This window comes from Bradyrhizobium sp. URHA0013, assembly GCF_000518345.1.
In the GTDB taxonomy this organism is placed as follows: Bacteria; Pseudomonadota; Alphaproteobacteria; order Rhizobiales; family Xanthobacteraceae; genus Bradyrhizobium.
Genome location: NZ_KI912426.1, coordinates 1,400,049 through 1,425,391 on the forward strand (window position 1 = coordinate 1,400,049; position 25,343 = coordinate 1,425,391).

General features: G+C 63.5%; 30 protein-coding genes. 17 read left to right on the forward strand and 13 right to left on the reverse strand.

Annotation, left to right across the window (positions count from 1 at the left end):
- Window positions 1–60 precede the first annotated feature (60 nt).
- Both N551_RS0127110 and N551_RS0127115 read right to left on the reverse strand, forming a co-directional pair.
- Window positions 61–393, reverse strand: a complete 333-nt coding sequence (locus tag N551_RS0127110; RefSeq protein WP_027569587.1) for a DHCW motif cupin fold protein — start codon at window positions 391–393, stop codon at window positions 61–63.
- Between the two features lie 155 nt (window positions 394–548).
- Window positions 549–920: a nuclear transport factor 2 family protein gene (locus tag N551_RS0127115; protein WP_027569588.1), complete on the reverse strand. Its 372-nt coding sequence runs from the start codon at window positions 918–920 to the stop codon at window positions 549–551.
- A gap of 147 nt (window positions 921–1,067) precedes the next feature.
- On the opposite strand from N551_RS0127115, the gene guaA reads away from it, so the two are divergent.
- Window positions 1,068–2,666, forward strand: coding sequence for a glutamine-hydrolyzing GMP synthase (gene guaA, locus N551_RS0127120; protein ID WP_027517434.1), 1,599 nt, complete (start codon window positions 1,068–1,070; stop codon window positions 2,664–2,666).
- Window positions 2,667–2,686: 20 nt separating this feature from the next.
- Window positions 2,687–3,070 carry a hypothetical protein gene (locus tag N551_RS36340; RefSeq protein WP_035962555.1) on the forward strand — a complete coding sequence of 128 codons (384 nt, stop codon included), beginning with the start codon at window positions 2,687–2,689 and terminating at the stop codon, window positions 3,068–3,070.
- A gap of 80 nt (window positions 3,071–3,150) precedes the next feature.
- Here the strand turns inward: N551_RS36340 and N551_RS0127130 are convergent, their stop codons facing one another.
- Window positions 3,151–4,065 (reverse strand): LysR family transcriptional regulator, encoded by a 915-nt coding sequence (locus tag N551_RS0127130; protein WP_051462924.1) that lies wholly within the window; start codon window positions 4,063–4,065, stop codon window positions 3,151–3,153.
- A gap of 150 nt (window positions 4,066–4,215) precedes the next feature.
- On the opposite strand from N551_RS0127130, the gene N551_RS0127135 reads away from it, so the two are divergent.
- Window positions 4,216–4,887, forward strand: a complete 672-nt coding sequence (locus tag N551_RS0127135) for a glutathione S-transferase family protein (protein ID WP_027569590.1) — start codon at window positions 4,216–4,218, stop codon at window positions 4,885–4,887.
- 191 nt (window positions 4,888–5,078) lie between these two features.
- On the opposite strand, the gene N551_RS0127140 is transcribed toward N551_RS0127135, so the two are convergent.
- Window positions 5,079–5,672 (reverse strand): NADPH-dependent F420 reductase, encoded by a 594-nt coding sequence (locus N551_RS0127140; RefSeq protein ID WP_027569591.1) that lies wholly within the window; start codon window positions 5,670–5,672, stop codon window positions 5,079–5,081.
- A gap of 41 nt (window positions 5,673–5,713) precedes the next feature.
- Window positions 5,714–6,448: an SDR family NAD(P)-dependent oxidoreductase gene (locus N551_RS0127145; RefSeq protein WP_027569592.1), complete on the reverse strand. Its 735-nt coding sequence runs from the start codon at window positions 6,446–6,448 to the stop codon at window positions 5,714–5,716.
- Window positions 6,449–6,715: 267 nt separating this feature from the next.
- On the opposite strand from N551_RS0127145, the gene N551_RS0127150 reads away from it, so the two are divergent.
- Entirely contained in the window at window positions 6,716–7,612 is an 897-nt protein-coding gene (locus N551_RS0127150; RefSeq protein ID WP_027569593.1) for a LysR family transcriptional regulator, read from the forward strand.
- 222 nt (window positions 7,613–7,834) lie between these two features.
- A complete protein-coding gene (locus N551_RS0127155) occupies window positions 7,835–8,842 on the forward strand; it encodes a methyltransferase (protein ID WP_027569594.1) in 1,008 nt (335 codons plus the stop codon).
- 107 nt (window positions 8,843–8,949) lie between these two features.
- On the opposite strand, the gene N551_RS0127160 is transcribed toward N551_RS0127155, so the two are convergent.
- The gene (locus tag N551_RS0127160; protein WP_027569595.1) at window positions 8,950–9,855 is read right to left on the reverse strand and encodes a LysR family transcriptional regulator; all 906 of its coding nucleotides are present in this window, start codon (window positions 9,853–9,855) and stop codon (window positions 8,950–8,952) included.
- Window positions 9,856–9,964: 109 nt separating this feature from the next.
- Here N551_RS0127160 and N551_RS0127165 point away from each other — a divergent pair, with 109 nt between their 5' ends.
- The 6 genes from N551_RS0127165 (at window position 9,965) to N551_RS0127190 (ending at window position 15,304) form a co-directional block, all read left to right on the forward strand.
- Window positions 9,965–10,609 (forward strand): DsbA family protein, encoded by a 645-nt coding sequence (locus N551_RS0127165; RefSeq protein WP_027569596.1) that lies wholly within the window; start codon window positions 9,965–9,967, stop codon window positions 10,607–10,609.
- A gap of 72 nt (window positions 10,610–10,681) precedes the next feature.
- Complete coding sequence (locus N551_RS0127170; RefSeq protein ID WP_027569597.1) at window positions 10,682–11,578, forward strand: MBL fold metallo-hydrolase; 897 nt, start codon at window positions 10,682–10,684, stop codon at window positions 11,576–11,578.
- 1 nt (window position 11,579) lies between these two features.
- Window positions 11,580–11,984, forward strand: a complete 405-nt coding sequence (locus N551_RS0127175) for a nuclear transport factor 2 family protein (RefSeq protein ID WP_027569598.1) — start codon at window positions 11,580–11,582, stop codon at window positions 11,982–11,984.
- A 142-nt stretch (window positions 11,985–12,126) separates the two neighbouring features.
- Entirely contained in the window at window positions 12,127–13,008 is an 882-nt protein-coding gene (locus N551_RS0127180; RefSeq protein ID WP_027569599.1) for a GyrI-like domain-containing protein, read from the forward strand.
- A 166-nt stretch (window positions 13,009–13,174) separates the two neighbouring features.
- Window positions 13,175–13,933 carry an SDR family oxidoreductase gene (locus tag N551_RS0127185; protein ID WP_027569600.1) on the forward strand — a complete coding sequence of 253 codons (759 nt, stop codon included), beginning with the start codon at window positions 13,175–13,177 and terminating at the stop codon, window positions 13,931–13,933.
- 111 nt (window positions 13,934–14,044) lie between these two features.
- Window positions 14,045–15,304, forward strand: a complete 1,260-nt coding sequence (locus tag N551_RS0127190; RefSeq protein ID WP_027569601.1) for a serine hydrolase — start codon at window positions 14,045–14,047, stop codon at window positions 15,302–15,304.
- A 6-nt stretch (window positions 15,305–15,310) separates the two neighbouring features.
- On the opposite strand, the gene N551_RS0127195 is transcribed toward N551_RS0127190, so the two are convergent.
- Complete coding sequence (locus tag N551_RS0127195) at window positions 15,311–16,861, reverse strand: carboxylesterase/lipase family protein (protein WP_027569602.1); 1,551 nt, start codon at window positions 16,859–16,861, stop codon at window positions 15,311–15,313.
- A 125-nt stretch (window positions 16,862–16,986) separates the two neighbouring features.
- On the opposite strand from N551_RS0127195, the gene N551_RS0127200 reads away from it, so the two are divergent.
- From N551_RS0127200 to N551_RS0127210, 3 genes are read left to right on the forward strand one after another with little or no spacing between them, the layout of a single operon-like run.
- Window positions 16,987–17,784, forward strand: coding sequence for a helix-turn-helix domain-containing protein (locus N551_RS0127200; protein ID WP_027569603.1), 798 nt, complete (start codon window positions 16,987–16,989; stop codon window positions 17,782–17,784).
- A 57-nt stretch (window positions 17,785–17,841) separates the two neighbouring features.
- Window positions 17,842–18,504 carry an SRPBCC family protein gene (locus N551_RS0127205; protein WP_027569604.1) on the forward strand — a complete coding sequence of 221 codons (663 nt, stop codon included), beginning with the start codon at window positions 17,842–17,844 and terminating at the stop codon, window positions 18,502–18,504.
- Window positions 18,504–18,866, forward strand: coding sequence for a helix-turn-helix transcriptional regulator (locus N551_RS0127210; RefSeq protein WP_027569605.1), 363 nt, complete (start codon window positions 18,504–18,506; stop codon window positions 18,864–18,866). Before N551_RS0127205 ends, N551_RS0127210 begins: the two co-directional genes overlap by 1 nt.
- Before the next feature lie 38 nt (window positions 18,867–18,904).
- On the opposite strand, the gene N551_RS0127215 is transcribed toward N551_RS0127210, so the two are convergent.
- The 3 genes from N551_RS0127215 to N551_RS0127225 all read right to left on the reverse strand — a co-directional run bounded on the left by N551_RS0127215 (window position 18,905) and on the right by N551_RS0127225 (window position 20,356).
- The gene (locus N551_RS0127215) at window positions 18,905–19,309 is read right to left on the reverse strand and encodes an MAPEG family protein (protein ID WP_027569606.1); all 405 of its coding nucleotides are present in this window, start codon (window positions 19,307–19,309) and stop codon (window positions 18,905–18,907) included.
- 25 nt (window positions 19,310–19,334) lie between these two features.
- Complete coding sequence (locus tag N551_RS0127220) at window positions 19,335–19,748, reverse strand: GFA family protein (protein ID WP_027569607.1); 414 nt, start codon at window positions 19,746–19,748, stop codon at window positions 19,335–19,337.
- 110 nt (window positions 19,749–19,858) lie between these two features.
- Window positions 19,859–20,356, reverse strand: a complete 498-nt coding sequence (locus N551_RS0127225; protein ID WP_027569608.1) for a peptide deformylase — start codon at window positions 20,354–20,356, stop codon at window positions 19,859–19,861.
- 76 nt (window positions 20,357–20,432) lie between these two features.
- Here N551_RS0127225 and N551_RS0127230 point away from each other — a divergent pair, with 76 nt between their 5' ends.
- From N551_RS0127230 to N551_RS0127240, 3 genes are all read left to right on the forward strand, one after another.
- The gene (locus tag N551_RS0127230) at window positions 20,433–21,017 is read left to right on the forward strand and encodes a TetR/AcrR family transcriptional regulator (RefSeq protein ID WP_027569609.1); all 585 of its coding nucleotides are present in this window, start codon (window positions 20,433–20,435) and stop codon (window positions 21,015–21,017) included.
- Between the two features lie 104 nt (window positions 21,018–21,121).
- Window positions 21,122–21,700 carry a hypothetical protein gene (locus N551_RS0127235; protein ID WP_027569610.1) on the forward strand — a complete coding sequence of 193 codons (579 nt, stop codon included), beginning with the start codon at window positions 21,122–21,124 and terminating at the stop codon, window positions 21,698–21,700.
- A gap of 272 nt (window positions 21,701–21,972) precedes the next feature.
- Window positions 21,973–23,193, forward strand: coding sequence for an MFS transporter (locus N551_RS0127240; RefSeq protein WP_027569611.1), 1,221 nt, complete (start codon window positions 21,973–21,975; stop codon window positions 23,191–23,193).
- 22 nt (window positions 23,194–23,215) lie between these two features.
- Here N551_RS0127240 and N551_RS0127245 read toward each other — a convergent pair whose 3' ends face one another.
- The 3 genes from N551_RS0127245 to N551_RS0127255 form a co-directional block, all read right to left on the reverse strand.
- The gene (locus N551_RS0127245; protein ID WP_027569612.1) at window positions 23,216–23,602 is read right to left on the reverse strand and encodes an ester cyclase; all 387 of its coding nucleotides are present in this window, start codon (window positions 23,600–23,602) and stop codon (window positions 23,216–23,218) included.
- Window positions 23,603–23,658: 56 nt separating this feature from the next.
- A complete protein-coding gene (locus tag N551_RS0127250; RefSeq protein WP_027569613.1) occupies window positions 23,659–24,531 on the reverse strand; it encodes a bifunctional helix-turn-helix transcriptional regulator/GNAT family N-acetyltransferase in 873 nt (290 codons plus the stop codon).
- 73 nt (window positions 24,532–24,604) lie between these two features.
- A complete protein-coding gene (locus N551_RS0127255; RefSeq protein ID WP_027569614.1) occupies window positions 24,605–24,958 on the reverse strand; it encodes an MmcQ/YjbR family DNA-binding protein in 354 nt (117 codons plus the stop codon).
- Window positions 24,959–25,343: the final 385 nt, after the last annotated feature.

Sequence of the window (25,343 nt, forward strand, 5' to 3'; positions counted from 1 at the left end):
CCGCTCGGGATGTCCCCGAATTATGCTATTTTGCGGTGCAAATTAACCCTCCCGGGGCGCTCAATCGACGATAAACAGCGTCGCCCCCGTCGCGGTCGAGGACCGGTGCGCTGCGTCGCCGAAATCCGAGACCTGGTAGCTCATCCCCGCCGTAAGCTTGAACTTGCGGCCGTCGCGCAGCTCGCTGTCGAGCTCGCCCTGCAGCACGTACAGCACGTGGCCGCGGTCGCACCAATGGTCGGCGAGATAGCCCGGCGTATATTCGACCATCCGCACCCGGAGATCGCCGATGTCGAGCGTGCGCCACTGCGCCTGCCCGGTCTCGCCGGGATGGATGGTCGGCTCGACCTTGCTCCAGTCGGTGACGGTGAAGGGGGAGGTGGGGAGCTTCATCTGGAATCCTGTGTCAGAGCCGGCGCCGGTGTTGTTAGCGTATGTGCTCGCCACAGTCTCCGTCATTGCGAGGAGCCCTTGCGACGAAGCAATCCAGACTATCTCCGCGGACAGATTCTGGATTGCTTCGCTCCGCTCGCAATGACGGGGTCAGGCTAGTGCACCGGATGATTCGCCGATCCCTGCACGATCTTTCCGGCCGCATTCACCCGCAGATATTCGCAGATCCGCTTTCCCCGCTCGTTCTCGTAGAACACCACCACGCTATCAGGGCTGACGAACAATTCGATGAGCGAGAAATGCAGGTTCGGCAACAGCGCGAGCGCCTTGCCCCAATAGGCGCGCAACGCATCCTTGCCGCGCACGGTCCCGCTTTCATCGAACCCCATCGCTGGGATGCGGTCCGACGTCATCACGACGTCCTCGTCATAGAGCGTGAGCACCCGTTCGAGGTCGCGCGCGTTCCAGGCCTCGACCCAGGTGCGGCCGAGTGCGGCGAGATTCGACGGCTGATGATGGTGTGGCATGACGTTCTCCCTGTTCGCCCTTGGTGAGTGACGTGCCATATTAGGTCAATAATACTTACCTATATTGATGTGTCCATGCCCAAAGAAGAATGTGGGCCCGCGGCCCGCGCGGTTGCGGGAAAAGTCCCCGTCGCGTATTTGCTTGCCATGACAGCAGCACAGACCGACCGCTCCGCGTCGACGCCCTCCGTGGCCTCGGCGCACGACAAGATTCTCATCGTCGACTTCGGTAGCCAGGTGACGCAGCTCATTGCGCGTCGCGTGCGCGAGGACGGCGTCTACTGCGAGATCGTCCCGTTCAACAAGGCCGAACAAGCCTTCAACGAGATGAAGCCGAAGGCGGTGATTCTCTCCGGCGGCCCTGAATCGGTGCATGAGGCCGGCTCGCCCCGCGCCCCGCAAGCGATCTTTGATTCCGGCGTGCCGGTGATGGGCATCTGCTACGGCCAGATGGCCATGGCGGAGCAGCTCGGCGGCACCGTCGAGGGCGGCCATCACCGCGAATTCGGCCGCGCCGATGTCGAGGTGAAGGCGCCGAGCAAGCTGTTCGAGGACGTCTGGTCGCCAGGCGGCAAGAACCAGGTCTGGATGAGCCATGGCGACCGCATTACAAAAATGCCGCCGGGCTTCTCGGTGGCGGGCACGTCGCCGAACGCGCCGTTCGCGATCATCCAGGACGAGACGCGCAAATATTACGGCCTGATGTTCCACCCCGAAGTGGTGCACACGCCCGACGGCGCCAAACTGATCCGCAACTTCGTTCGCAAGATCGCAGGCCTGTCCGGCGACTGGACCATGCGCGCCTTCCGCGAGGAGGAGATCGCCAAAATTCGCGCCCAGGTCGGCAAGGGCAGGGTGCTCTGCGGCCTCTCCGGCGGAGTCGATTCCGCGGTCGCAGCCGTGCTGATCCACGAAGCGATCGGCGAGCAGCTCACCTGCGTGTTCGTCGATCACGGCATGCTGCGTCTCGATGAAGCCAAGACCGTGGTCGACCTGTTCCGCCACCACTACAACATCCCGCTCGTGCACGTGGATGCCTCGAAGCAATTTCTCGGTGAACTCGAAGGCGTCACCGATCCCGAAACCAAGCGCAAGACCATCGGCCGCCTCTTCATCGAGGTGTTCGAGGCCGAGGCCAAGAAGATCGGCGGCGCCGACTTCCTGGCGCAGGGCACGCTCTACCCCGACGTGATCGAGAGCGTCTCCTTCACCGGCGGTCCCTCGGTGACGATCAAGTCGCACCACAATGTCGGCGGTCTCCCCGAGCGCATGAACATGAAGCTGGTCGAGCCGCTGCGCGAGCTGTTCAAGGACGAGGTGCGCAAGCTCGGCCGCGAGCTCGGCCTGCCCGAAATCTTCGTCGGCCGCCACCCGTTCCCGGGCCCCGGCCTCGCCATCCGCTGCCCCGGCGACATCACACGCGACAAGCTCGACATCCTGCGCAAGGCCGACGCCGTCTACATCGACCAGATCCGCAAGCACGGCCTCTACGACGACATCTGGCAGGCCTTCGCCGTGCTGCTCCCGGTGAAGACGGTGGGCGTCATGGGCGACGGCCGCACCTACGACTTCGTCGTCGGCCTGCGCGCCGTCACTTCAACCGACGGCATGACCGCGGACTTTTACCAGTTCGACATGAAGTTTCTCGGCGAGACCGCCACCCGCATCATCAACGAGGTGAAGGGCGTGAACCGGGTGGTGTACGACGTGACGAGCAAGCCGCCTGGGACGATTGAGTGGGAGTAGTTTTCAGAGACCGCTTGCTGATGCGCGCCGCGTTGAAAGTGGTGATGGCCGCAATATTTGTGATGCCGGCTGCGGTGGCTCTGGCGAAGTCTCCGGGCTGCGCGAGTTGGCCCACCAACATGGCCCTCGTGCACCTCAAGAACGCCGGCCTGATTGACATCCCATCGGTAATCGAGGCGCAGACCAAGGCCGTTCGTCTCGCATCCGAAAAGATCGGCAAAGACCTCTACCAGCAGGTTTACGACATCACCTTTCACACCAAGGATGGCAAGACGATCGAGGTCATCACGAAAAACCAGGCATCAAGCGAGGAATGCTCGATGAGCGGCGTCGACGTCTACGTGGTCTCGAACAAAATCGGCGGGTCGGCGGAGCTGCCATCTGACGGCACGACTAAAAAGTGATCCGGAGTGACGGTGACGGCGCACCAAACCAGTCTCAAGTTTAGTGCACTGTCCGGTCACGCCGTCCACTCCCTGCCGCTTTAGCCTTCGTCGACCCTTAATTCCGGCTCCTCGGCGCAAATCGCAGCGAGGAAATCAATGAATTGCCGCACCCGGGAGGGCATGCGCCGTCCGGCAGCGGTAACTGCGTTGATCGGGAAGGGCGGCGGCGCATGCTGGTCCAGAATGCGTACGACCTCGCCCGACGCCAGCACATCCGTGAACAACCAACTGGCGTGATGGGCAATGCCGAGGCCCGCGAGAACCGCGCCGCGGACATGCTCGGCGTCATTCGTGCGGAACGCTCCCCCACCATCGACCGTGACCTGCCCGCCGTCGACGTGGAAACCCCACCCAATGATATCGCCCTGGTAGACATAGCTGATGCGCTGGTGGTTGCGCAGTTCGCCTAGCGTTTGCGGCGCGCCGTGTTGGGCAAGATAGCTGGCAGAGGCCACGGTTATCATCCGCATGTCGCCGATGCGCCGGGCGACGAGTGCTGAATCCGAAAGCCGACCGATACGGATCGCGACATCTATGCCCTCCTCGATGAGGTCAACGTGTCGCCCGGAGACTTCCATCTCAATCGCGACGTCGGGGAAACGGTTCCTGAAATCCGATAGCCGGGGAATAACGAACATCCTCCCGAAGGCTGGCGAGAGGGTCACGCGGACCAGCCCTGAAGGGGCGGACTGCCCCTCAAGGACTCTCTCTTCGAGCGAGTCGATATCCTGAAGGATACGGACGGTGGCCTCGTAATAGTCCTGTCCTGCCGGCGTCACGGCAAGGGCACGGGAATTTCTCGCGAGGAGTTGCGTCCCGAGCCGCGCTTCGAGCGCAGCGAGCTGTTTGCTGACCGTCGGCTGGCTGACGTTGAGGTCACGCGCCGCCTGCGAAAAGCTTCCGCTTTCGACGACGCGCACGAACATCCGCATCGCGTCCAGCTTATCCGTCACTTGTTTTCCGGACACGCCGGGCCACGCATGCAATCCTCAATCCATTCCTCTCAAGAATAGATACCATTCTATAGGCGTCAATTTCATTTGCAAAACGAATATGCGACTCGGCAGTCGGCCGCCCGCTGGGCCGTGCCGAAAGGAAGAGTGATGGCAATCAAGATCTATGGTGATGCGGGCTCGGGCAGCTTGCGTCGCGTGACCACGGCTGCGAAGATCATGGGCATTGAACTCGATCGCGTGAGCGTCGACCTTTTCAAAGGCGAGAGCCAAACCGACGCGTTCAAATCACGTCTCAATCCCAACGGTCTCACTCCGGTTCTGGAGGATGGGGACACCATTGTCTGGGAAGCGTCAGCGATCAATCTGTATCTCGCCAGCAAGGTGAATTCGCCGCTGGTCGGAACCACGCCGGAGGAGCAATTCCAGGTGCTTCAGTGGATGTTCTGGTCCGGCGAACAGTGGCGCACCTTCACGACCACTCTCTTCGACGAGCGCGTCGCCAAGACGATCATGGGCTTGCCGAAGGACGAGTCCCTCATCGCGTTCGCGGAGCGTAAGATCCGCGCCGCAGCGAAGGTCCTCGACCAGCATCTTGAAGGCCGCAAGTTCATGGTTGGCGATGCGTTGACCTTTGCTGATATCGATATTGCGGCGCCTTTCTTCCAGGTCGATCGTGCAAAGTTTCCGTTCAAGGACTATCCGAACATGATCGCCTGGCACGACAATCTTCTTCGGTCGTTCCCGGCGTGGGCAGAGACGAAGGCCGAGGTTGACAACCGTATGGGAAGCTTTCTGACGAGCGTCGGTGTTAAGCTATAAAAATCCAGGCTTGCCCATACGCGAAATTGAATTCGCGATGCCAAGGCCAGGTTCTCCGCGGTTGTCGACGCGGCGGTAGAGGGCACGCCTGCGGTCGTCACGGCCAGTGCGCAGGGCGGATTAGCCGCAAGGCGTAATCCGCCCGCTTCTCCGGGCGTCGCTCCGCTCTTGGAACGGCGCCGATACGCCGATTACTGCTCCTTCCTGAACAAATCCTGGAAGATGAGCGGGCCCCAAACCCGGCCGCGTGCGTGCACCAGCGCGCCACCCTCGTTGAGCTTTCCCAGCTTGACGGGTGCGAACCCGAGTTGTTTGGCCAGCGCCGCCACGGGAGCAATCGCGTCGTCGTCGTCGCTCGAGAGAAAGACGACGCGGTGGCCGCCCTCGACGACCGGATCGGTGGCCAGAGTGGCCGCACCCAGGTGATTGAAACCTTTCACGAGCTTGGCGCCGGTGAACGCCTTCGCGACGACAGCGGAGGACAGAAGACCATCCAGCTCTTCTCCAAACCCGTTCGTCGCGTCGATGATCGTCTTGCCTTTCCAGCTCGGCAGGGCCTTCGCAACCTCGCGATGCTCCCCGAACGGGACCGCCAGGATGATCGTGTCGGCCTCCAGTGCTTCCCGCAGCGACTTGGCGACGACCGTGGGTCCAATCGCCCGGGCCTGCGGCGCCAACGCCTCGGGCGGCCGGCGGCTCGCGACCGTTACGGCGATGCTTTTACGGGCGAAGGCATGGGCGAGGGTCTGGCCGATCTTGCCGAATCCTATGATTGCGTAGCTCATAATATTTCTCCAATCCGTGTTGATATTGATTTCCGGGCCGTTCAGATGGCCGAGAAGCCGCCGTCGACCGACAACTCCACCCCATTCACGAAGCTCGAATCGTCTGAAGCAAGAAACAGCGCGACCGCCGCGATTTCCTCAGGACGACCCATCGTTCCCCTGGGGATCAGGGATTCGAACATCCGCTTCGCTTCCTCGGTGAGAACCTGATCCTGCATCGGTGTGGCGATCGGCCCCGGGCTCAGCACGTTCACCCGGATATTCCTGCCCTTCAGTTCGTTGAGCCACGTGCGTGCAAATGAGCGCAGCGCCGCCTTGCTCGCCGCATACACGCCGTAACCAGGAAAACCTTTCACCGACGCAACGGACCCCGTCATGAAGATCGATCCGCCATCGCGAAACAGCGGCAACGCCTTCTGCACAGTAAACAGCGTGCCGCGCGTATTCAGGCCGAAGGTTGCATCGAAATGCTGCTCGGTGATCTCGCCCAGTGGGACGGCTTCGCCGATGCCGGCGCTCGCGTACAGGACGTCGATCCTGCCCTTGTCCCGCTTGACCGTTTCGAACAGGCGGTCGAGGTCGTCGAGATTGGCCGCGTCGCCGCGCACGCCCGTCACGTTCCGGCCAATCAACTTGACGGCGTCGTCGAGCGCCTCCTGCCTCCGGCCTGTGACGAAAACATAAGCACCTTCTTCAACGAACCGCCTGGCGCTCGCCAGCGCCATGCCGCTCGATCCGCCCGTGATGACCGCAACCTTGCCGTCAAGCTTTCCCATGATTTCTCCTGTCGTGGTGTCGGGACAGCATCTGCCCCCGAGACCCGCGAGATAGGTCCGGCGGCGGCAGGCGTTGAGTGCGGAAACGCGCACATCGGTGGTGCGAAATCGATCCGGCCGGACGACTGACGCCAGCGGCGACGATCGACGTCGGGCCGTTGGGAAGGGGCTGCGCCTGCCGGAACGGGGCTATGATGACCGCCCATACTGCGGTACGAGGCGTTCGATTGGACTTGGAAGGCGCACCGCGCGGTGCGGGATTGCACCATGATCGACTGGGACGATGTTCGCTATTTTCTAGCCGTCGCGCGGGGAGGCTCGGTGCGGGCGGCCGCCGAGCACCTCGGCGTGAACCACGCGACCGTGCTGCGACGCATCGCCCAGCTCGAGGAACGCCTCGGGGTCCAGATGTTCGAAAAGCTGCCTTCGGGCTACCGGCTGACGGCTGCGGGCGAGGAGGTCCTCGAATTTGCGGACCAAATGGAAGCGTCGTCGCACCAGCTGGAGACGCGCGTGTTCGGGCGCGATCAGAGCGTGCGCGGGCGTCTGCGGGTGACGCTGGCGCCGCCGATGGCGACACATTTGCTCATGCCTGATTTCGCCGATTTCGCGCGTCTGCATCCCGACATCGAGATGGATATCCTGTCGTTTGGCGAGCTGGCAAATCTGACCAATCGGGAGGCCGACGTCGCGATCCGCGTCGTCTACGATCGCAAAACGCTGCCGCAAAATCTTCACGGCATGAAGGGACCGGAGCTGTTCGGCGGCGTCTACATGTCCCGGAATCGACTGGTCGCGTGGCGTGCCGGCGCGCCTGATCCCTTCCGCTGGATCGTCATCAGCATTCACGGCATCCCGGACTGGGCCAGCGCGGGTGAGGTTCGCACCACGGGCGTTCCATTCAGGGTCACGGACGCCGGGGCGCAGATCGTTGCTGTCCGGCAAGGGCTCGGAATCACGACGCTGCCGTGCTTCGTCGGCGATGCCGATCCATTACTGGTGAGGGTGCCGGGGACCGAGTTGCACATGTACGGAACGGTCTGGCTCCTCACGCAGGGCGAGACACGCAAGACCAAGCGCGTGCGGCTCTTCACGGAGTTCGTATCCCGCCGGCTCGCCGCGTATGCGCCGCTGCTGGCAGGGCTGGTGGTATCGCGCGACTGAGGCGCGGCAGGTCACCGGCTTGGCTCGGCTCGCCAAAGCAAAGCGGGATTCACCCACCTTGAGCGTGATCTGCGGCTTGTGGCCCCTAAGCCGCGTCGAATCTGAAGGGCTTCGTTGCGATACAGCGTGCGTACCGCAATTTCTGCGATATCATCCGTTTGCACGAATGCCCGCACTCGATGGATCTTCACTGTGCGCGTGGCCGCGCGAGGAGATGAAATCATGACCGCGAATGCTTTCTCGGACCTTACGCGGCTGATTAACGGCTATCAGATTTCGCAGGCCATTCACGTAGCGGCCCAGCTTGGCATAGCCGACCACCTCAGTCGCGGGCCACTAAGCAGCAACGAACTTGCTCGGCTCAGCGGATCGCATCCCAGGACACTTTATCGGCTCTTGCGGGCGCTGGCTTCAGCCGGTGTTTTCCATGAGGCCGAGGACAAGACGTTCTCGCTCACTCCGATCGGCGAGTGTCTTCGTTCTGACTCGCCGACGCCACTCGACGGCTGGGCCGCATATGTCGGCCGACCTTATGCCTGGCAGGCCTGGGGCAATCTTGAACACAGCGTCCGCACTGGGGAGAATGCCTTTCGGCATCTCAACGGTCAGAGCGTATGGGAGTATCGCAGCACCCGTCCAGATGAGAACGCGATCTTCAACCGAGCCATGACGGCCAATTCTCGTGGCGCCATCGAGGCCATCATCGCCGCCTACGATTTTAGCCGTTTTCGTCACGTCGCGGATATCGGGGGTGGCCAAGGTCAACTGTTGGGGGGAATTCTCGCGGCAAACAAGGGCCTGCGCGGAACGCTGTTCGATCAACCGCACGTGGTTGGCAAGGCGGCTGAAGTTCTGACCCAACATGATGTCGCCGACAGATGCGCAATCGTTGGAGGCAGTTTCTTTGAAACGATCCCGGAGGGGGCCGACGCCTACGTGATGCGGGCGATCATCCACGATTGGGACGATAAGGAGGCGATTTCTATCCTGAAGACCTGCCGCCGCGCGATGACCGCTGATGCCAGATTGCTCCTTGTCGAACGTGTGGTGGAGCCGCCGAACGAGGGGCCAATCTCGAAATTCAGTGACCTGAATATGCTTGTCATGCTCGGTGCATTGGAACGGAGCTACGAAGAATATTCCGAGCTATGCCGAACGGCCGGATTTGAGATACGCGGCACAACTCGCGCGGGCTCGCACTTCCAGGTCATCGAGGCAGTTCCCGCTTAGACCGAACTGGTGTGGGACCTTGCTTCACCCGCAGGGAGGCCGCATCAGATGCGCTTTCGTAACCTGAGGTCTGGTTATCGCCGCTAGCCGCTTAGCGAGTACATGCCCTAATCCGCCCCGACCGAACTCCCCTGTCGCTGAGCCGCGATCAGCATCTCCACGAACGCGGTCACTTTCGGCGGGCGGAAGCGGGCTGCGGGGTAGACCGTGTGGATGCCGCCGGATGGCAGTTGCCATTGCGGCAGGATGTGGATGAGGCGCCCCGCCGCGAGATCGTCCGCCACCAGGAAATCCGGCAGCACCGACAGACCGCCGCCGGCGAACACGGCCGCGAGCACCCCCGGCGTCGTGTCGATGGCGATGCTCGCCTGCAGGCGCACGGCGCGTCGATCGAGATCGCCGCGCGAGAACTGCCACAGCAGCGGCTCGCGCAGCGCCATGTTGGCGACGAACGGGAGCGTCACGAGGTCGTCGGGATCGCGCGCGGCGGCGATCCGATCCGTGAACGCGGGAGCGCCGACCAGACATTGCCGGAACGATCCGATCTTGCGCGCTTGCAGGCTGGAATCGACCAGCCAGCCGACCCGGATCGCCATGTCGATCTGGCCTGAGGCGAGGTCGACCGTCTGATCTTCGAGCGTCAACTCCACCCGGCAGTTGGGATAGCGTGCCGCGTAGGCGGTGACGACGGCGACCACGACGGCGGTGCCGTAGTCGTTCGGCGCCGTGATCCGCAATGTGCCGGTCGGCGCAGCGGCTGCCTGGGCGAGTTCGTCGAAGGCATCCTCGGCCTCGCGCAGGATCATGGCGCAGCGCGCATGAAACATCCGGCCCGCCTCGGTCGGATGAACCCGGCGCGTCGTGCGCACGAGCAGGCTGGTACCGAGATCGCGCTCCAGTTGCGCCACCTGCTGGCTGACCACGGCCTTGGTGATGCCGAGCCGCTCGGCGGCCCGCGTGAAGGATCCGGTGTCCACGACGGCTGCGAAATAGGCGAGGCGGTTCAGGTTCATAGGCTCGTCCGGTCAGATCTACTGTCAGCTAATACCATACATTCTGTCTGTTTTGTTGATGTTTATCTATCAATTGGCACGTGCCACATTGCGATTCAAGGAGATCGCCATGTCCGCGCGCATTCCCATCACCTACCTGTTCGACCCGCTCTGCGGCTGGTGCTACGGCGCCTCCACGTTGCTCGAACAGCTCGTCGCCCGACCGGATTTTTCGGTCGAACTTGCGCCGACAGGCCTGTTCGCCGGCGAGGGCGCGCGTCCGATGGACGACGGCTTTGCCGCCTATGCCTGGACCAACGACCAGCGGATTTCGCGCTTGAGCGGCCAGCCCTTCAGCGAAGCCTATCGCCGCGATGTGCTGGGCGACCGCACGCGCCTGTTCGATTCCGGCCCGGCGACATTGGCGCTCACGGCTGTCGCGCTCACGGCGCCTGATCGGGAGTTCGCGGCGCTGAAGGCCTTCCAGCTCGTCCGCTATGTCGAGGGCCGCGACAGCACGGACATGTCCGTTCTGTCGGATGTGCTCTGCGCGATGAATTTGCCGGAGGTTGCCGCCCGCCTGGCGAGCCCCGACACCGTATTGATCGCCGCGTATCGCGCGCGTCTCGAGGCAGCGCGTGCCGAAATGCGCCGGCTCGGCGCCAACGGCGTCCCGGCCCTGATCGTAGGCACCGGCAATGATCGCCGCCTTGTGCAGGCAAGCGCGCTGTTCGGCAGCCTGGACGTCCTGATCGATGGACTGAAGGCGGCGTGAGCGCAGCGATCAACACAGTCGAGACCATCCCATTTGAATTTCGAAATCGCAGACCAGCACCAGGAGACCAACATGCTGACAAGGAGAACCATCATGAAAACCACCCTCGCCGCGGGCGCCGCAGCCGTCTTCGCACCCGCAGGCCTCGGCCATGCCGCGGGCGGGCTAACCTGGAAGCATTTTCCAGCCGGACAGAACGGCTTCTTCCGGGCTCCCGTTCTGGTGTCCGGGCCGAGCGAAGCCGTGCTGATCGATGGTGGCTTCACGTTGTCCGATGGCAAGGCTGTCGCTGACGCCATCAAGGCCGCCGGCAAGAAGCTCACCACCATCTATATCAGCCAGTCGGACCCGGATTATTATTTCAGCCTCGGCGCGATCAAGGCTGTCTTTCCCGAGGCACGCGTGCTCGCGGCGCCCGCAACATTGGCGGCCATTAACGCCAGCGTCGACAAGAAGCTTGCCGTCTGGGGGCCGCAGCTCAAGGCGAACGGCCCGCAGGTGCTCGCCGATGTTGTCATTCCCGAAGCGTTCGACGGCAAGACGCTCAGCGTGGACGGCGAAACCATCGAGATCGTCAGCGCAGACGGCCTGGTCAACCGGCGCTATCTGTTCGTGCCCTCGCTGAACGCGGTGTTCGGCGGCGTGCTGATTTTCTCCGGCGTCCATGTCTGGACCGCCGACACGCCGACCCGGGAGCAGCGCGCCGCCTGGATCGCCAATCTCGAAAAGATCGCGGCGCGCAAGCCGGCGGTCGTCGTGCCCGGGCATCTGTCGGTGGATGCAAAAACCGATCTGTCCGGTATCGAGCACACCATCGCCTACCTCAAGGCGTTCGACGAAGAGCTGGCGAAGGTCAAGGAGTCCGCGGCGCTCAAGGCGGCGATGGAAGCGCGCTTCCCCGGCCTCGGCATGGGCGTTGCACTCGACATCGGCGCCAAGGTCGCCACCGGCGAGATGAAATGGGGGTGAGATGGCTGGCAATCTCGACCTGATCCGCGCCACCTACGAGGGATCGTCGTCGGAAGAGAACGGCCGCAATCTCTTGGCCGCTCTCGCTCCCGATGCCGCATGGACCGAAGCGGAAGGATTTCCGTACGCGGGCACCTATGTCGGACCCGACGCGATCATCTCAGGTGTGTTCCGGCGTCTCACCACTGAATGGACCGGCTACCGCGCCGATGTTCACACCTATCTCGAAGACGGCGACCGCGTCGCCGCCTTCGGCGTCTACTCAGGCACCTACAAGGCGACGGGCACATCCATGCGCGCGACGTTCGCGCATCTCTATCTGCTGAAGGACGGCAAGATCGCCAGCATGACCCAATATGTCGACACCGCGATGGTGCAGAAGGCGTTGGAGCCTGCTGGCCAGTAACGGCCGGCAGATGTTGGAATATACGAGAGAGGGCGCCCATCACGCTCAAAATAGGATCGACGGGATGCCTGCCAAACCGCAAGATCGGTCGAGCGTGTCATGGCCGTCAGCGACTAGATGGAGCCGCCACGGAGGAGGGACGATGAAGGCGGCGCTGCAAAACTATCAGGACCGGATGCGACGGGTGCTTGATCATATCGACCGGCATCTCGACGATGATCTGGATCTGGACACGGTGAGTGCTGTTGCGGCTTTCTCAAAATTTCATTTCCACCGGCAGTTCTCGGCAACCTTCGGATTATCAGTGCATCGCTATGTCCAGCTGGCCCGCATGAAGCGCGCTTCGCATCAGCTGGCCTTTATGGACGCCCTTGATGTCACGGAGATTGCGATGGATGCCGGTTACGATGCACCGGATGCCTTCGCCCGCGCCTTTCGGCAACGGTTCGGGCAATCGCCGTCGTCGTTCCGGAAGTCTCCCGACTGGGAGCCGTGGCTTGCGGCCTTCGGGCCTCTCGACAATGCGAGGAGCAAGCTCATGCAGAAGACCTTTACCTTTGACGACGTGACGATCCGCGATGTGCAACCCACCAAGGTGGCGATCATGGAGCATCGCGGCGACCCGGCGACGCTTCCCGCCACGATCCAGCGCTTCATCGCGTGGCGCAAGGCGGCGAACCTGCACCCCAGGACAAGTCCGACCTTCACGGTCTGGCGCTCCGAGCGGCGTCCTGCCTCGCCGGCCGAGTACAGCACGGACCTCTGCGTCGGGACCGACCAGCCGATCGCGGCGAACGGCGAAGAGATCAAGGCCGGCGAGATCCCCGGCGGACGTTGCGCGGTGCTGCGCGTCGTCGGCTACACCGACAATCTCGAGCCGGCCGCGCTCTTCCTTTATCGCGACTGGCTTCCCGCCAGCGGCGAAGAAGCGCGCGACTTCCCGATCTATTGCCAGCGGCTGAGCCTGTTCCCGGAGGTGCCGGAGCACGAGACGGTCGCGGACGTTTTCTTGCCGCTGAAGTAGCGTCTGCTGACGGCGGCCTGTCACTCCGATCACGGAAACCGGCAGGCCGCCATTCGCGGGTCAATACCGCACGATGTGATCCCGCGTTCAACTCGGGAAACGGGTGGCAGCTCGCTGGTGCCTGATGTCTTGTTCGGCTCCTTTTTGACATCAGGAGAGTCTCGCGGTGGAACTGGCAAACAAGACGATCATCATAACCGGCGCCAGCAGCGGCATCGGTGCTGCCGCAGCATCATTGTTCGCGTCCGAAGGCGCCGATGTGGTGCTCGGGGCGCGTCGCGGCCCCGAGCTGCAGGCCGTTGTTGCAAGCATCAAGAGCGCCGGAGGGCGCGCGACGTTTCTCGCCGGCGATGTTCGGGACACCGGCTATGCAGCCCGCCTTGTCGAGCACGCCGTCAAGACTTTCGGAAAGCTCGACGGCGCCTTCAACAATGCCGGCATTGTCGGCGACATGACGCCAGTCCCCGAGATGAGCGTCGAAAACTGGACCGATGTGCTTGCGGTGAATCTCACCTCGGCGTTCCTCAGCGCAAAGGCGCAGATCCCGGAGCTGCGCAAGCAGGGCGGCGGTTCGATCGTTTTTACCTCGTCCTTCGTTGGCTTCAGCAACGGAGGCCTGCCGGGAATGGCGGCGTACGCAGCCTCAAAGGCAGGACTGATCGGCCTGGCTCAATCACTGGGCGCCGAGCATGCGGCCGAAGGCATTCGGGTCAACGCGCTTCTGCCTGGAGGGACCATCACCCCGGCGGCAGGCGAGGGAAATCCCGACGCCTTGAATTTCATCGCCGGGCTTCACCCGATGAAGCGGATGGCCAGTTCCAAGGAGATCGCGCAAGCGGCGGTTTTTCTCCTGAGCGACCGGGCATCGTTCATGACCGGCAGCCCCATGACCGTGGATGGCGGCATGTCGGTGCGCCTGACCTGAGGACGAACCCGCCAAGCGCGCGGCGACGGTCACCTCGGCGCAAACATTGGATGTTCGCCACGTATCTCCATGATACGAGACCCCGTCGTTCGCTTCCGGAGCCCAATGCCCATGTCCGCCGCCACCGCCGCGAGTCAGCCGTCCGCAACCGCCGCCGAAACCGATTCCGAGACACTCGGCTGGATGAAGGGCTTCCCGCCACCGGAAAACCGCACCATCTCCTTCCAGAACGGCTCGTTTCGCAGCTTCCCCGAGCTGCGCTGGGCATGGAGCAACATTCGCCAGCTGGTGCCGACCGTGAACGTCTGGCGCGGGGCGGAGCCTGCATCGGTGCTGCCGCGCCAAGACCATGACATCGGCGCCTCCGCGTCGACCACGATGGACGGCCGGCCCATGACGTTCGCGAGGATGCTCGAGGAGACCTACACCGACGGCATCGCCGTGCTGCATCGGGGCAGGCTGATCTATGAGCGCTATTTCGGCGCGTTGAAGCCGCACAAGCCGCATATCGCGATGTCGGTGACGAAATCGTTCACGGGCGTGCTCGCCGGCATTCTGGTCGCCGAGGGCAAGATCGATCCGCAGGCGCCTGTCACGGAGTATGTGCCGGAGCTGAAGGCCAGCGCCTTCGGCGATGCGCGCGTGCACGAGGTCATGGATATGACCACCGGGCTCGAATACACGGAGGTCTATACCGACAAGAACTCTCACGTCTGGGGCCTCCGGCGGGCGAACGGCATGGCACCGATTCCGCCGGATCACGACGGCCCGACCACCATCTTCGAATTTCTGATGGCGCAGAAGAAGCAGGGCGAGCACGGCAAGGCCTTCGCCTACAAGACCGTCAACACCGACGTGCTCGCCTGGATCATCCGGCGCGTCAGCGGCATGAACTTGTCCGATCTGCTCTCCGAGCGCATCTGGCAGCCGATCGGCGCGGAGGAGGACGCGCATTACCACGTCGATCGCATCGGCACCGAAAGCGGCGGTGGGGGCCTCTCCACCACCTTGCGCGATCTCGCCCGCTTCGGCGAGACCATGCGCAATCACGGCCGCTTCAATGGCCGGCAGATCGTGCCTTCATCTGTTGTCGAAGACATCGCGCGCGGCGGCGATCCCGAGAAATTCAAGCCCGCCGGTTACGCCACGCTACCCGGTGCCTCCTATCGCAATCAATGGTGGGTCACGCACAATGCCCACGGCGCCTATATGGCGCGCGGCGTTCACGGGCAGGGCATCTATATCGATCCCAAGGCCGAGATGGTGATCGCGCGCTACGCCTCGCACCCCGCAGCGGGCAACGCCGCCAACGATCCCGTGACGCTGCCGGCCTACATGGCACTGGCGAAGGAGCTGATGGCGGGCGGGTGAAGCCGCCTACGGCAGCTCCCGCCAGCGCATCGGCAAAATGCCGTCCTGCCTGAAACTGGCGAGGAAGCGGAAGCGGGCGGCTTGCGGATTGGGGCGGGCTTCGATCGGCGTGCCCAGGATCTGCACGACGTCCGTCTCGTCATAGGCGGGCCAGGGTGGCAGGCCCGATCCGTTCGGGTCCCCGTACGCCGCGAAATTCACCCAATAGGCCATCATGGTCCGCGCCAGGGCGCGGTCCTCTTCGGCCGGCGGTGCCGAGCTGCCGATCACCTGTTGCGGTGTGAGTGTGCCGAACACGAACGGAATTTCGGTGACGTGCGAGGCGATCGGCGTGTAGCGCGAGGTATAGCTGAAGTGATAGTCGTAGACCGGCGCGCGTCCTCCGCGCCGATGCAATCGTAGCCACTGCCAGCATTGCTCGCCAACTACATAGTCGCCGTTAAGCGCCGCCGCGGAAGTCCTGGCCTCCGCGTCGGTCGCGGCGGGATAGACCTTCAGGAAATCAGCCATGCGCTCTCTGCCGAACATCGCCTCGGCCGCGGAGACAAAGGCTTGCGCTGATTGATCGGGCAGTGACTGCGAACGGAAAGGAAATTCCTCGGCCGCATTCCAGCCCGCCAGCAGCGGGATGTGCATCTGTTCGCCGCGCAGGAAGCGCCGCGCGGGCACATCAGGCACAACATGACCATCGATGCTCGGCGAGAAGGCCGTCACGACCGGGCTGGTCCTGAAACTCCACGGCGCGGATGCATTCAACCGATCGGCCGGCATGCTGCGCAAGGCTGCGATCGACGCGTTGCGCTGTTGCCGGGCATAAGCCAGACCACGCGCGCGGGCTTCTTCAAAGCCCTGGAGTGGGCCGTGCTTGCCGTCCCAGAACGCACCGCTCTGCCCAATTGCCTTGTGAAACAGTCCATGTGCAAGCGGCGAGGCCATCAGGATGCCGACGGCCATGGCGCCGGCGGATTCGCCGAACAGGGTGACGTTGTCGGGGTCGCCGCCAAAGCCGGCAAGGTTGGCCTTGACCCAGCGCAGCGCCGCCAGTTGATCCTGCAGGCCGTAATTGCCCGAGGGCGCCTCCGTATCGAGATCGGGATGGGCGAGGAAGCCGAGGATGCCGAGGCGGTAGTTGAAGCTGACGACGACGACACCCTTCGCTGCTAGCCGGCCGCCATCGGTTGCCGGATTCGCCGAGGAGCCGAACTGAAAGCCGCCGCCGTGAATCCACACCATCACGGGCCGCTTCTCATCCGCGTGCTTCGCCGCGGTCCAGACGTTGAGATAGAGGCAATCCTCGTCACGCGGTCCCGGCCGCTGGTCATTTTCGAGCGCCGATAGACACCCCGCGCCGAACACAAGCGCATCGCGCACGCCATCCCAGGGCGCCGGCGGCTTTGGTGCGCACCAACGCAGAGGCCCGACCGGCGGTGCTGCGTAGGGAATGCCTTTGAACGCGATCACGCCGCTTGCATCGCGCGGGCGGCCACGCACGGCCCCCGCTTGCGTGCGGACCACGCGTTGCAGCCCGGCTGCTGTCGTACTCGTGAAACCATGCATGGCCGTTTCTTTCGATCACGTGGGCGGCGCCCGGACGCCCCGGGCAGGTTCAGGCGGCACCCTATCGACATTCCTCTCCGTTCGATTTAGATGTTCCGTCAATTAATTGCTAAAAACCGGCAAGCATGCGGCAGCCGCTCCGTTTTCCATGGCTTGATCTCGACGTGGATGATGTTTCCGCGCCCGTCATCGCCGTGCGCGTCGACGTGATCGGGACCAAGGGCGAGGTACCCGATCACAGGCACCGCAAGGGGCAACTTGTCTTTGCGCTGGGCGGCGCCGTGACGTGCCGCGTTCCCACGGGTCTGTGGATGGTGCCGCCGCATTGCGCGGTGTGGATTCCCGGTGGCCTGCAGCACGGCAACCTCGCGACAGAAAATGCCCGGCTGTTCTTCGTCTATATCGAGCCTGATCGCGTGGACCTGCCGGATCGGTGCTGCACGCTTTCGATCTCCCCACTGCTGCGTGAAGTGATCGTCGAGTTGTCTGATCAGATCGCGGATGACGAGGCGAGGGTGGACCTTCTGGCGAGCGTCCTTCTGCGTGAGCTTCCCCGCATGCCGGTTCAGCGGCTCCATCTGCCGCTCTCGCCCGAGCCGCGCTTGAAGAAGATTGCCGCAGCGCTGGCGAAAAACCCTTCCGATCGCAAGACATTGGGCGAATGGGCCGATCGCGTCGCGCTGAGCGAGAGCAGCCTCGCGCGCCTCATTGTCCGGGAGACGGGCTTAAGCTTCGGGCGTTGGCGCCAGCAATTGCACCTGATCGTCGCCTTGCGGGAGCTGACGTCCGGCGCGAGCGTCCAGCAGGTATCCGCCGCTCTCGGCTACGACTCCGTCGCGGCCTTCATCACCATGTTCAAGAAGGCGCTCGGGAAACCGCCGGGCAAATATCTGAGCGGCATCTCCTCGAAATATAAGGGTTGACTTATATTAGTTTAGATCGATATTCATCCTTGCACGAAACGACAGGGAGCAAGCGCTATGGAGATCGACGTCGTCAGGGTATTGGGGCTGGTTACGCGCTCGGTGAGGAATTTCGAGAAGGACGGGAAAGCGGCCAGTGCGGTGACGCTGACGCGACTATACGAGACCAGCGTCGACGATCTCTGGGACGCAGTGACCAGCCCACAACGCATTCCGCGCTGGTTCTTGCCGGTCGAGGGAGATCTCCGGCTCGGTGGAAAGTACCAGCTCAAGGGAAATGCCGGCGGGACCATCGAGGCGTGTACGCCGCCGACCCATTTTGCAGCGACGTGGGAATTCGGCGGCGCGATGAGCTGGATCGATGTCAAGCTGACGGCAGAACGAAGCCAGGCGCGCTTGACGCTTGAGCACACCGCGATGATCGAGGATCATTGGGAGCAGTTCGGTCCAGGGGCAGTCGGCATCGGCTGGGATCTCGCCATTGCGGGGCTGGAGCGATATGTTGCGACCGGGGCATCGGTGGACCATGAGACGGCCGAGGCATGGATGGGCTCTCCCGCGGGCAAGGAATTCATGACGAGCAGCGGCGAGTATTGGCGCGTGGCGCACGTCGCAAGCGGCGTGGATCCTGCCTCCGCCAAGCAGCGGTCGGACCGCACCATCGCTTTCTATCGCGGCGAGACGCCGCCCGACGTTGCGCATCCGGGCACAGGAAGCTGATGCAAATCTTCGATGTCCTTGCCGATCCCGTCCGCCGTCGCATCCTCGAGCTGCTTGCGCCCGGCGAGATGGCGTCCGGTGAGGTCGTCGAGGCGATCGGAGCGGAGTTCGGGATCACGCAGGCCGCCGTGTCGCAGCACCTCAAGGTGCTGCGCGAGAGCGGCTTCGCGACCGTTCGGGCGGAGGCGCAACGACGGCTCTATTCGGTCGATGCTGCGGGGCTTCGCGCGGTCGACGCATGGGTCGGCCAGTTCAGGAATTTCTGGGAGCCGAAGCTGGACGCCCTGGCGACGGAGATCGCGCGCGGCAAACGCGAGCGTCGCAATGCTCCAATGAACAAGCGGAGCGGGAAGCGGGCGTGAAGGCATCGCGGCAAAGGCAAAGTCGCCAAGGCGTCGCTTCAGTGAGGCACGAAAGGCGCTGCCAAGACTGCAAGCATGCCAAAGCTGGCGATATTCCAGAACAGTGAGCGGACGAGCGGTACGCCGGATAGGTAAAGCGCGGTGTAGGCGATGCGTCCGCCAAGATAGGCGATCGATCCCCAACAGGTCAGCTCGTTGTGAGCGCCTGCGGCGTGAGAGATGAGGATCGCGGCGGCAAAGAATGGAAACGTCTCCATGTAGTTGCGGAAATTTCGGTTGAGCCGGCCGGCGATGGGCTTGAGCGGCGGCATCTCGGTGTCGCGCGGGCTCGCAGCCCATCTGAGGCCGTATTGCAGGTTCGCGGCTTGCGCGGCGGCGACAAGCTGTACGAAGCCCCAGACGATTGCGGCGGCCAGCATCGATAGCTCGAAGCTCATCGCCATTGACTGTCTCCCAATCTGCAAAAAATCAGCGCGATCCCGGGTGCCATTCCGGGAGTTTGGGAATCTCGGGATCGAGGTGATCCCAGGCATATCCGCGCGAGCAGAACAGCACGACGGACGGTTTGAACGTGCTGGCATCGTCAAGCGTGCCGACATAGATGCCGATAAACTCCGGCTTCTCGTCCGGCTTGTTATAGATCGGCGAGCCGCAGTTCGGACAAAACCCCTTGCGCTTGACTGCGCCGCTGTCGGCAGCGCGCTCGATTTCGCGCACCTCGCCTGTCACCGAGACTTCGCTGCGCGCGAACACGAAGATGGAGCTGTGGCCGCTGCCGGTGTCGCGCTGACAGTCGCTGCACTGGCATTGGAAGCCGCGGATCGGCGCGGACGCGATGGTGTAACAAACCGCGCCGCAGGCGCAACGACCTGAATGAGTCATTCGTGTCCCTCCCGCCGGGGCCGACCGGTCTGATCATATCAGGCTGGTTTGACTTCTCCATATCGAACAGGCGGCGCGACTTCACACAAGTCCGATCTTTGCCGGCCCGCTCACCCGCGCGACATCTTCTCGAACTTCTTCACCAGCCGCTCCCGCTTCAGCCGCGACAGCCGCTGGATCCAGAACATCCCGTCGAGCTGGTCGATCTCGTGCTGGTGGCAGACGGCGCGCAAGGAGTCCGACTCCTCGCTGTGCATGTTGCCGTCGAGATCCTGATAGCTGATCCGCACGCGGGCGTGGCGCTGCACCTCGTCGTTGACACCGGGCATCGAGACGCTGCCTTCGCGATGCAGGATCATCTCGGGTGAGGCCCACTCGATCTCCGGATTGACATAGGTCTGCGCACCCTCCCTGGCGTCGAGCTCGAGCACGACGACGCGCAAGGGCACGCCGATATGCGGCGCCGTGATGCCGATGCCGGGCGCGGCGCGCATGGTCTCGAGCAGATCATTTGCAAGCTCGCGGAGCGTTGCGTCGAATGCCGTGACGGGGCGGGCCAGCAACGTGAGGCGGCGGTCGGGATAGCGGACGATCGGGCGAATGGTCATGCAGGCTCCTAGCACTCACGGATGGTTGAAGCATCCCGTTCTTGACGCCCTACCAACTGGAAGGTAGCTAGGGACCATGACCAACGTTTCCTCGACAGCCGACGACATCCTGGCGTGCGCGCGCAGCTTGATCATCGCGGGCGGCTATAACGGCTTCAGCTACGCCGACGTGGCCGAGGTGGTCGGCATCCGCAAGCCGAGCATCCACCACCATTTCGCCAGCAAGGTCGATCTGGTCCGCACCCTCGTGTCGCGCTACCGCGCCGAAGCCGAGGCGGGACTGTCCGCGCTCGAGCGCAATGTCCCTGATTCGCGCGAGCAGCTCGAAAACTATGTCGCGTACTGGAAGGCGTGCATCAATGATGCGACGGCGCCGTTCTGCGTGTGCGCGCTGCTGGCCAGCGAGCTTCCGATCCTGCCGGAGGAGGTTGCGCTCGAAGTCCGTGCGCACTTCCGCTCCTTGGCTTCCTGGCTGACGGCCGTCATGGAGCGCGGCAAACGAAAAGGGCAACTCAAACTCTCCGGCACAGCCCGCGTCGAGGCCGAAGGATTCATGGCGACCATTCACGGCGCCATGCTGTCGGCGCGTGCCTATGGCGATCCAAAGATGTTCGGTGTGATTACCACCCCGCTGCTGGACCGGCTGTCCAACAAGCACTGAGAGACATCAGCGAGACGATGACGACAGCCAGCAAGTGGGCTGGATCGAAGACGTTTGCGTTGTGTGTAAGAAAACTACCAACTAGTCGGTATGGAGAGACTGCGATGGTGCGATATCAATTGGATCCAGTTCATACCGACCGCGAGCGATGGCTGAAGCAATACTACTTCGTGCGAGCGGCGTTCTCGGTGGCCTGGGTCGCTGCTGCGTTTGCCGCCGCGGCTTCTTCTCCAGTGATCGCCGGCGCCTTGCTCGTCCTCTATCCCGCATGGGACGCCGCAGCCAACTTCGCGGACGCGGTTCGCAGCGGCGGACTCGCTCAAAACCGCACGCAGGCTCTGAACGTTGTGGTCGGCCTGGCGACCACCGTCGCGGTGCTTGTGACCTTGCAGATGAGCATGAACCGGGTTCTCGGAATCTTCGGGGCATGGGCGATTGTGTCCGGACTGCTGCAGTTGGGGACGGCCATTCGCCGCTGGCGGAGTCTTGGCGCGCAATGGGCCATGGTGCTCAGCGGTGGCCAGTCGGCTCTCGCAGGCGGCTTCTTCATCTTTCAGGCCATGATGCCCGCGGTTCCCTCGATCGCGAACGTCGCGGGCTATGCTGCAGTCGGTGCGCTCTACTTCCTGGTCTCGGCGGTCTGGCTCACAGTCGGCGAGTGGCGGCGCGGCGTGGCTGTTTGAAGGCCTGTTCGCGGGGGACGAATTAATAGCGGCGGGATGATGCCATGATGCAGGTGTTTTGCCCGACGAGTCAAACGGCGGGTCTTCCTTCGCACTGCAAAGAGCTGCGCTGTAAGTCCTTGATCCCAAAGCGCCCGGCTACTGTGCATGGGGTTGTTTTCGCTTTTTTGTTTGGCAGGCCACAAAAGCGTGCCGCAAAAACTTGCGTCGGCCTGTCGGCCCACCATGTTCCCATTCGTCTTCCACCCAGACAGATCTGACGGGAGACCAAAATGAACGCTTCCTCCTATCGCTGGGTGATCGTCGCCGCCGGCGGTTTGCTCGGCTGCGTCGCCATCGGCGGCATGTTTTCGCTGCCGGTGTTCCTGCAGCCGATCGCAAAGGACACCGGCTGGTCCGTGACCGGCATCTCCAGCGCGATGACGATCGGTTTTCTGGCGATGGCCTGCACCAGCATGGCCTGGGGCACGCTGACGGACCGGTTCGGACCGCGGCCGGTGGTGCTGACGGGATCGACGGTGCTGACCGTGAGCCTGTTCGCGGCGAGCCACGCCACCTCGCTGCTTGCGTTTCAGTTCGTCTTCGGCCTTCTGGTCGGGGCGTCCTGTGCCGCGATCTTCGCGCCGATGATGGCGACCGTGACCGGCTGGTTCGACACCCATCGCAGCCTCGCGGTCTCGCTGGTGTCGGCGGGCATGGGCATGGCGCCGATGACGATGGCGCCGCTGGCGGCCTGGCTCGTCTCCGGCCATGACTGGCGCACCTCGATGCAGATCGTGGCGCTGGTGGTCGGCGCCATCATGATCCCGGTCTCGTTCCTGGTGCGCCGCCCGCCGGCGCTCGCGCACGCCGTGGCCGCGCCTGCGGGCGAGGGCGCCGTGCAAGGTGAAATGTCGATGGGAGAGGCGCTGCGCTCGCCGCAATTCCTGATCCTGCTCGCGACCAATTTCTTCTGTTGCGCCACCCATTCCGGCCCGATCATTCACACCGTCTCCTATGCCGTGAGCTGCGGCATCCCGCTGGTCGCGGCGGTGACGATCTACAGCATCGAGGGCTTTGCCGGCCTTGGCGGACGCATCGCCTTCGGCCTGATGGGGGACCGCTTCGGCGCCAAGCGCGTGCTCGTCTCGGGCCTGCTGTTGCAGGCGTTCGGCGCACTCGCCTATGTCTTCGCGCACCAGCTCGCGACGTTCTACGCGGTCGGGGCTGTCTTCGGCTTCATCTATGCCGGCACCATGCCGCTCTACGCGGTGCTGATCCGCGAAAATTTCCCGCTCAAGATGATGGGCACCGTGATCGGCGGCACCGCCATGGCCGGCAGTCTCGGCATGGCCACGGGCCCGCTCGCCGGCGGCCTGATCTACGATGCGTTCTCGAGCTACGCCTGGCTCTATATCGCCTCCTGGGCGATGGGCCTCGGCGCCTTCCTGATGGCGATGAATTTCAAGCCGTTCCCGAAGCCGCAAGCGGAGTTGGCGCCGGCAGCAGCGTAAGCAGGTTCGTCGAGGCGCAACGCTAGAGCTGCGCCTCGATCGCGGGCTTGTCGATGATGGACCACACGTGTCGTATTTTTCCGTCGCGAAATTGATAGAGCACGTTTTCGCAGAATGACACGCGCCTGCCGTTCACATCCAGCCCCAGAAACTTTCCAGCCGGCGTGCAATCGAAGTTCAGCCGAGAGGCGATGTGGGGCGGCTCGCAGACCACCATCTCGATCTTGAAATGCAGATCTGGGATTGAGCGAAAATCCTGCTCCAGCATGGCGCGATAGCCGGACAGTCCGAATGGTCGCGCATTGTGGGCGACGTCATCGTGGACGAACTGTCCGAGGGCGGGCCAATCCTGCCGGTTCAGGCAGGCGATGTAGTCGCGGTAGATGTCGGCGAGGTCGGACCTGGTCATGGCGTGCTCCTGCGGCTCCGGCCATAACGCGGCAGCGGGAGAAAAGGCGCCTGCGCTCACAGACGTTTTTCGAAGAACAGGTCCGGGTAGGGGTCGTCATTGAAGCGGGGGATCTCGCTCCAGCCGCTTCGTCGGTAGAGCTGGCCCGCCTCCGCCAGCGCGCTGTTGGTGTCGAGCCGCAGCAGCTTGATGCCGAGCCCGCGCGCGGCATCCTCGGTCGCGTCCATCAGGCGCCGGCCGAGCCGCAATCCGCGCGCCGTCGGTGCGACCCAGAGACGCTTGATCTCGGCATAGCCGTGATCCGTGCCCTTGAGCCCGACGCAGCCGACCGGCAGCGTGTCCGACATCGCGACGATGAACGTGCCGCGCGGGCGGCGCATATCCTTGGCGTCGGGATCGCGCGACAGCGAGACGTCAAAGCCCTGCTTGAAGCGGCGGCCGAGCTCGCCATAATATTCGCCGAGGCAATAGCGCGCCTGTTCGCTCCGCGGGTCCATCTCCTCCAGCGTGACGCGCTCGCGCGACAATGCGCAAGCAATCAAATCCATCGCCGCCAGCAGCGCTTCGCGTTGCGAGTGCTGGGCGAGGAAGCCCTCGGCCTGCGTATTCGACAGCGCCTCATAGGCCGCGAACTCGCGCCGGCCCGCGCGTGTCAACGTCGCCACGCGGCGGCGCGCATCGTCTTCATGCGCATTGGTCTCGACCAGCCCTTCGTCCTCGAGGCTGCGGAGCAGGCGGCTCATCAGGCCGGAATCGAGGCCGAGATAGTCGCGAATCTCGGCCACATCCGAACGTCCGTGCCCGATCGCGTTGAGCACGCGCGCCGCGCCCAGCGGCCGCCCGCGTCCCAGGAATGACGTGTCGAGCGCGCCGACGGCGGACGTGACGGCGCGATTGAAGCGGCGAACGCGTGAAACAGGGTCGAGCATGATGTCTGACTTTAGTCAGGCATATCATCGATGTCAATCAGCGCAGGCTTTCGCTTCACCAGCGAACTGCGCTTCAATCCAGGCCCAGCGCCTTGCGGGATTTCCGCGTGAGTTTCGTCGCGACCATCGCGTGCGCCTGCGCCAGATAGGCCGTGAGCTCGGCGTCCGGCAGCGCGTTGTTGCCGACGAGCTGCACCCATTTGGCGCGCGCCAGATACGGTGCCGGCCGCGCAAGGCCGTGCTCGATCAACATGGCATAGGCCATGTTCGAGACCTTGAACATGTAGCCGCCGGAGCGCGCGGCAAAGCCGCCGCCGAGTGCGAACATCTTGCCGCCGACCTTGAACACGGAGGTGCCCTCCCACTGCACCACCTTGGTGACGGCGGGCAGGCGCAGGCAGCGGGTTTCGAAGGCCTTGGGAGTCATCGCCCAAGCGATAGCACGGCGCGCGCGGCTTGCAACGGAGCACGAACCTGTAGCCCGGGTGAGCGAAGCGATACCCGGGACAGCTTGTAGTGGGAATCCCGGATGTCGCTTCGCTCATCCGGGCTACAAGACTTTGTGTTTCCCGTCGGGCAAAACATCCAAATGGTCGGTCAACGCACGCCACGGAAAATATTCCACTTTACCGAAGTCGAACAAGCCGTGAGGATGCGATGGTGTGTCTATTGTCGAACAAGGTCTCGTGCCCCGGACGCAGCGCCTCTTCGCGGTGCGCTGCAGAGCCGAGGCCCATGCAACAGCGAGTGCGCGGCCTTCTAGGTCCCGGCTCTGCGGAGCGTCACTGCGTGCCGCACCGCGTCCGGGACAC

Excerpts from the sequence above, each read along its gene's own strand:
- N551_RS0127155 (WP_027569594.1), top strand. The coding sequence starts at position 7,835 with ATGACCGCGAATGCTTTCTCGGACCTTACGCGGCTGATTAACGGCTAT.
- N551_RS0127215 (WP_027569606.1), bottom strand. The coding sequence starts at position 19,309 with ATGGCGATGAGCTTCGAGCTATCGATGCTGGCCGCCGCAATCGTCTGG.
- N551_RS0127150 (WP_027569593.1), top strand. The coding sequence starts at position 6,716 with ATGATCGACTGGGACGATGTTCGCTATTTTCTAGCCGTCGCGCGGGGA.
- N551_RS0127180 (WP_027569599.1), top strand. The coding sequence starts at position 12,127 with ATGAAGGCGGCGCTGCAAAACTATCAGGACCGGATGCGACGGGTGCTT.
- N551_RS0127255 (WP_027569614.1), bottom strand. The coding sequence starts at position 24,958 with ATGACTCCCAAGGCCTTCGAAACCCGCTGCCTGCGCCTGCCCGCCGTC.
- N551_RS0127165 (WP_027569596.1), top strand. The coding sequence starts at position 9,965 with ATGTCCGCGCGCATTCCCATCACCTACCTGTTCGACCCGCTCTGCGGC.
- N551_RS0127135 (WP_027569590.1), top strand. The coding sequence starts at position 4,216 with ATGGCAATCAAGATCTATGGTGATGCGGGCTCGGGCAGCTTGCGTCGC.
- guaA (WP_027517434.1), top strand. The coding sequence starts at position 1,068 with ATGACAGCAGCACAGACCGACCGCTCCGCGTCGACGCCCTCCGTGGCC.
- N551_RS0127240 (WP_027569611.1), top strand. The coding sequence starts at position 21,973 with ATGAACGCTTCCTCCTATCGCTGGGTGATCGTCGCCGCCGGCGGTTTG.
- N551_RS0127250 (WP_027569613.1), bottom strand. The coding sequence starts at position 24,531 with ATGCTCGACCCTGTTTCACGCGTTCGCCGCTTCAATCGCGCCGTCACG.
- N551_RS0127245 (WP_027569612.1), bottom strand. The coding sequence starts at position 23,602 with ATGACCAGGTCCGACCTCGCCGACATCTACCGCGACTACATCGCCTGC.
- N551_RS0127205 (WP_027569604.1), top strand. The coding sequence starts at position 17,842 with ATGGAGATCGACGTCGTCAGGGTATTGGGGCTGGTTACGCGCTCGGTG.
- N551_RS0127140 (WP_027569591.1), bottom strand. The coding sequence starts at position 5,672 with ATGAGCTACGCAATCATAGGATTCGGCAAGATCGGCCAGACCCTCGCC.
- N551_RS0127160 (WP_027569595.1), bottom strand. The coding sequence starts at position 9,855 with ATGAACCTGAACCGCCTCGCCTATTTCGCAGCCGTCGTGGACACCGGA.
- N551_RS0127170 (WP_027569597.1), top strand. The coding sequence starts at position 10,682 with ATGCTGACAAGGAGAACCATCATGAAAACCACCCTCGCCGCGGGCGCC.
- N551_RS0127110 (WP_027569587.1), bottom strand. The coding sequence starts at position 393 with ATGAAGCTCCCCACCTCCCCCTTCACCGTCACCGACTGGAGCAAGGTC.
- N551_RS0127115 (WP_027569588.1), bottom strand. The coding sequence starts at position 920 with ATGCCACACCATCATCAGCCGTCGAATCTCGCCGCACTCGGCCGCACC.
- N551_RS0127220 (WP_027569607.1), bottom strand. The coding sequence starts at position 19,748 with ATGACTCATTCAGGTCGTTGCGCCTGCGGCGCGGTTTGTTACACCATC.
- N551_RS0127235 (WP_027569610.1), top strand. The coding sequence starts at position 21,122 with ATGGTGCGATATCAATTGGATCCAGTTCATACCGACCGCGAGCGATGG.
- N551_RS0127175 (WP_027569598.1), top strand. The coding sequence starts at position 11,580 with ATGGCTGGCAATCTCGACCTGATCCGCGCCACCTACGAGGGATCGTCG.
- N551_RS36340 (WP_035962555.1), top strand. The coding sequence starts at position 2,687 with ATGCGCGCCGCGTTGAAAGTGGTGATGGCCGCAATATTTGTGATGCCG.
- N551_RS0127200 (WP_027569603.1), top strand. The coding sequence starts at position 16,987 with ATGCGGCAGCCGCTCCGTTTTCCATGGCTTGATCTCGACGTGGATGAT.
- N551_RS0127145 (WP_027569592.1), bottom strand. The coding sequence starts at position 6,448 with ATGGGAAAGCTTGACGGCAAGGTTGCGGTCATCACGGGCGGATCGAGC.
- N551_RS0127195 (WP_027569602.1), bottom strand. The coding sequence starts at position 16,861 with ATGCATGGTTTCACGAGTACGACAGCAGCCGGGCTGCAACGCGTGGTC.
- N551_RS0127225 (WP_027569608.1), bottom strand. The coding sequence starts at position 20,356 with ATGACCATTCGCCCGATCGTCCGCTATCCCGACCGCCGCCTCACGTTG.
- N551_RS0127230 (WP_027569609.1), top strand. The coding sequence starts at position 20,433 with ATGACCAACGTTTCCTCGACAGCCGACGACATCCTGGCGTGCGCGCGC.
- N551_RS0127190 (WP_027569601.1), top strand. The coding sequence starts at position 14,045 with ATGTCCGCCGCCACCGCCGCGAGTCAGCCGTCCGCAACCGCCGCCGAA.
- N551_RS0127210 (WP_027569605.1), top strand. The coding sequence starts at position 18,504 with ATGCAAATCTTCGATGTCCTTGCCGATCCCGTCCGCCGTCGCATCCTC.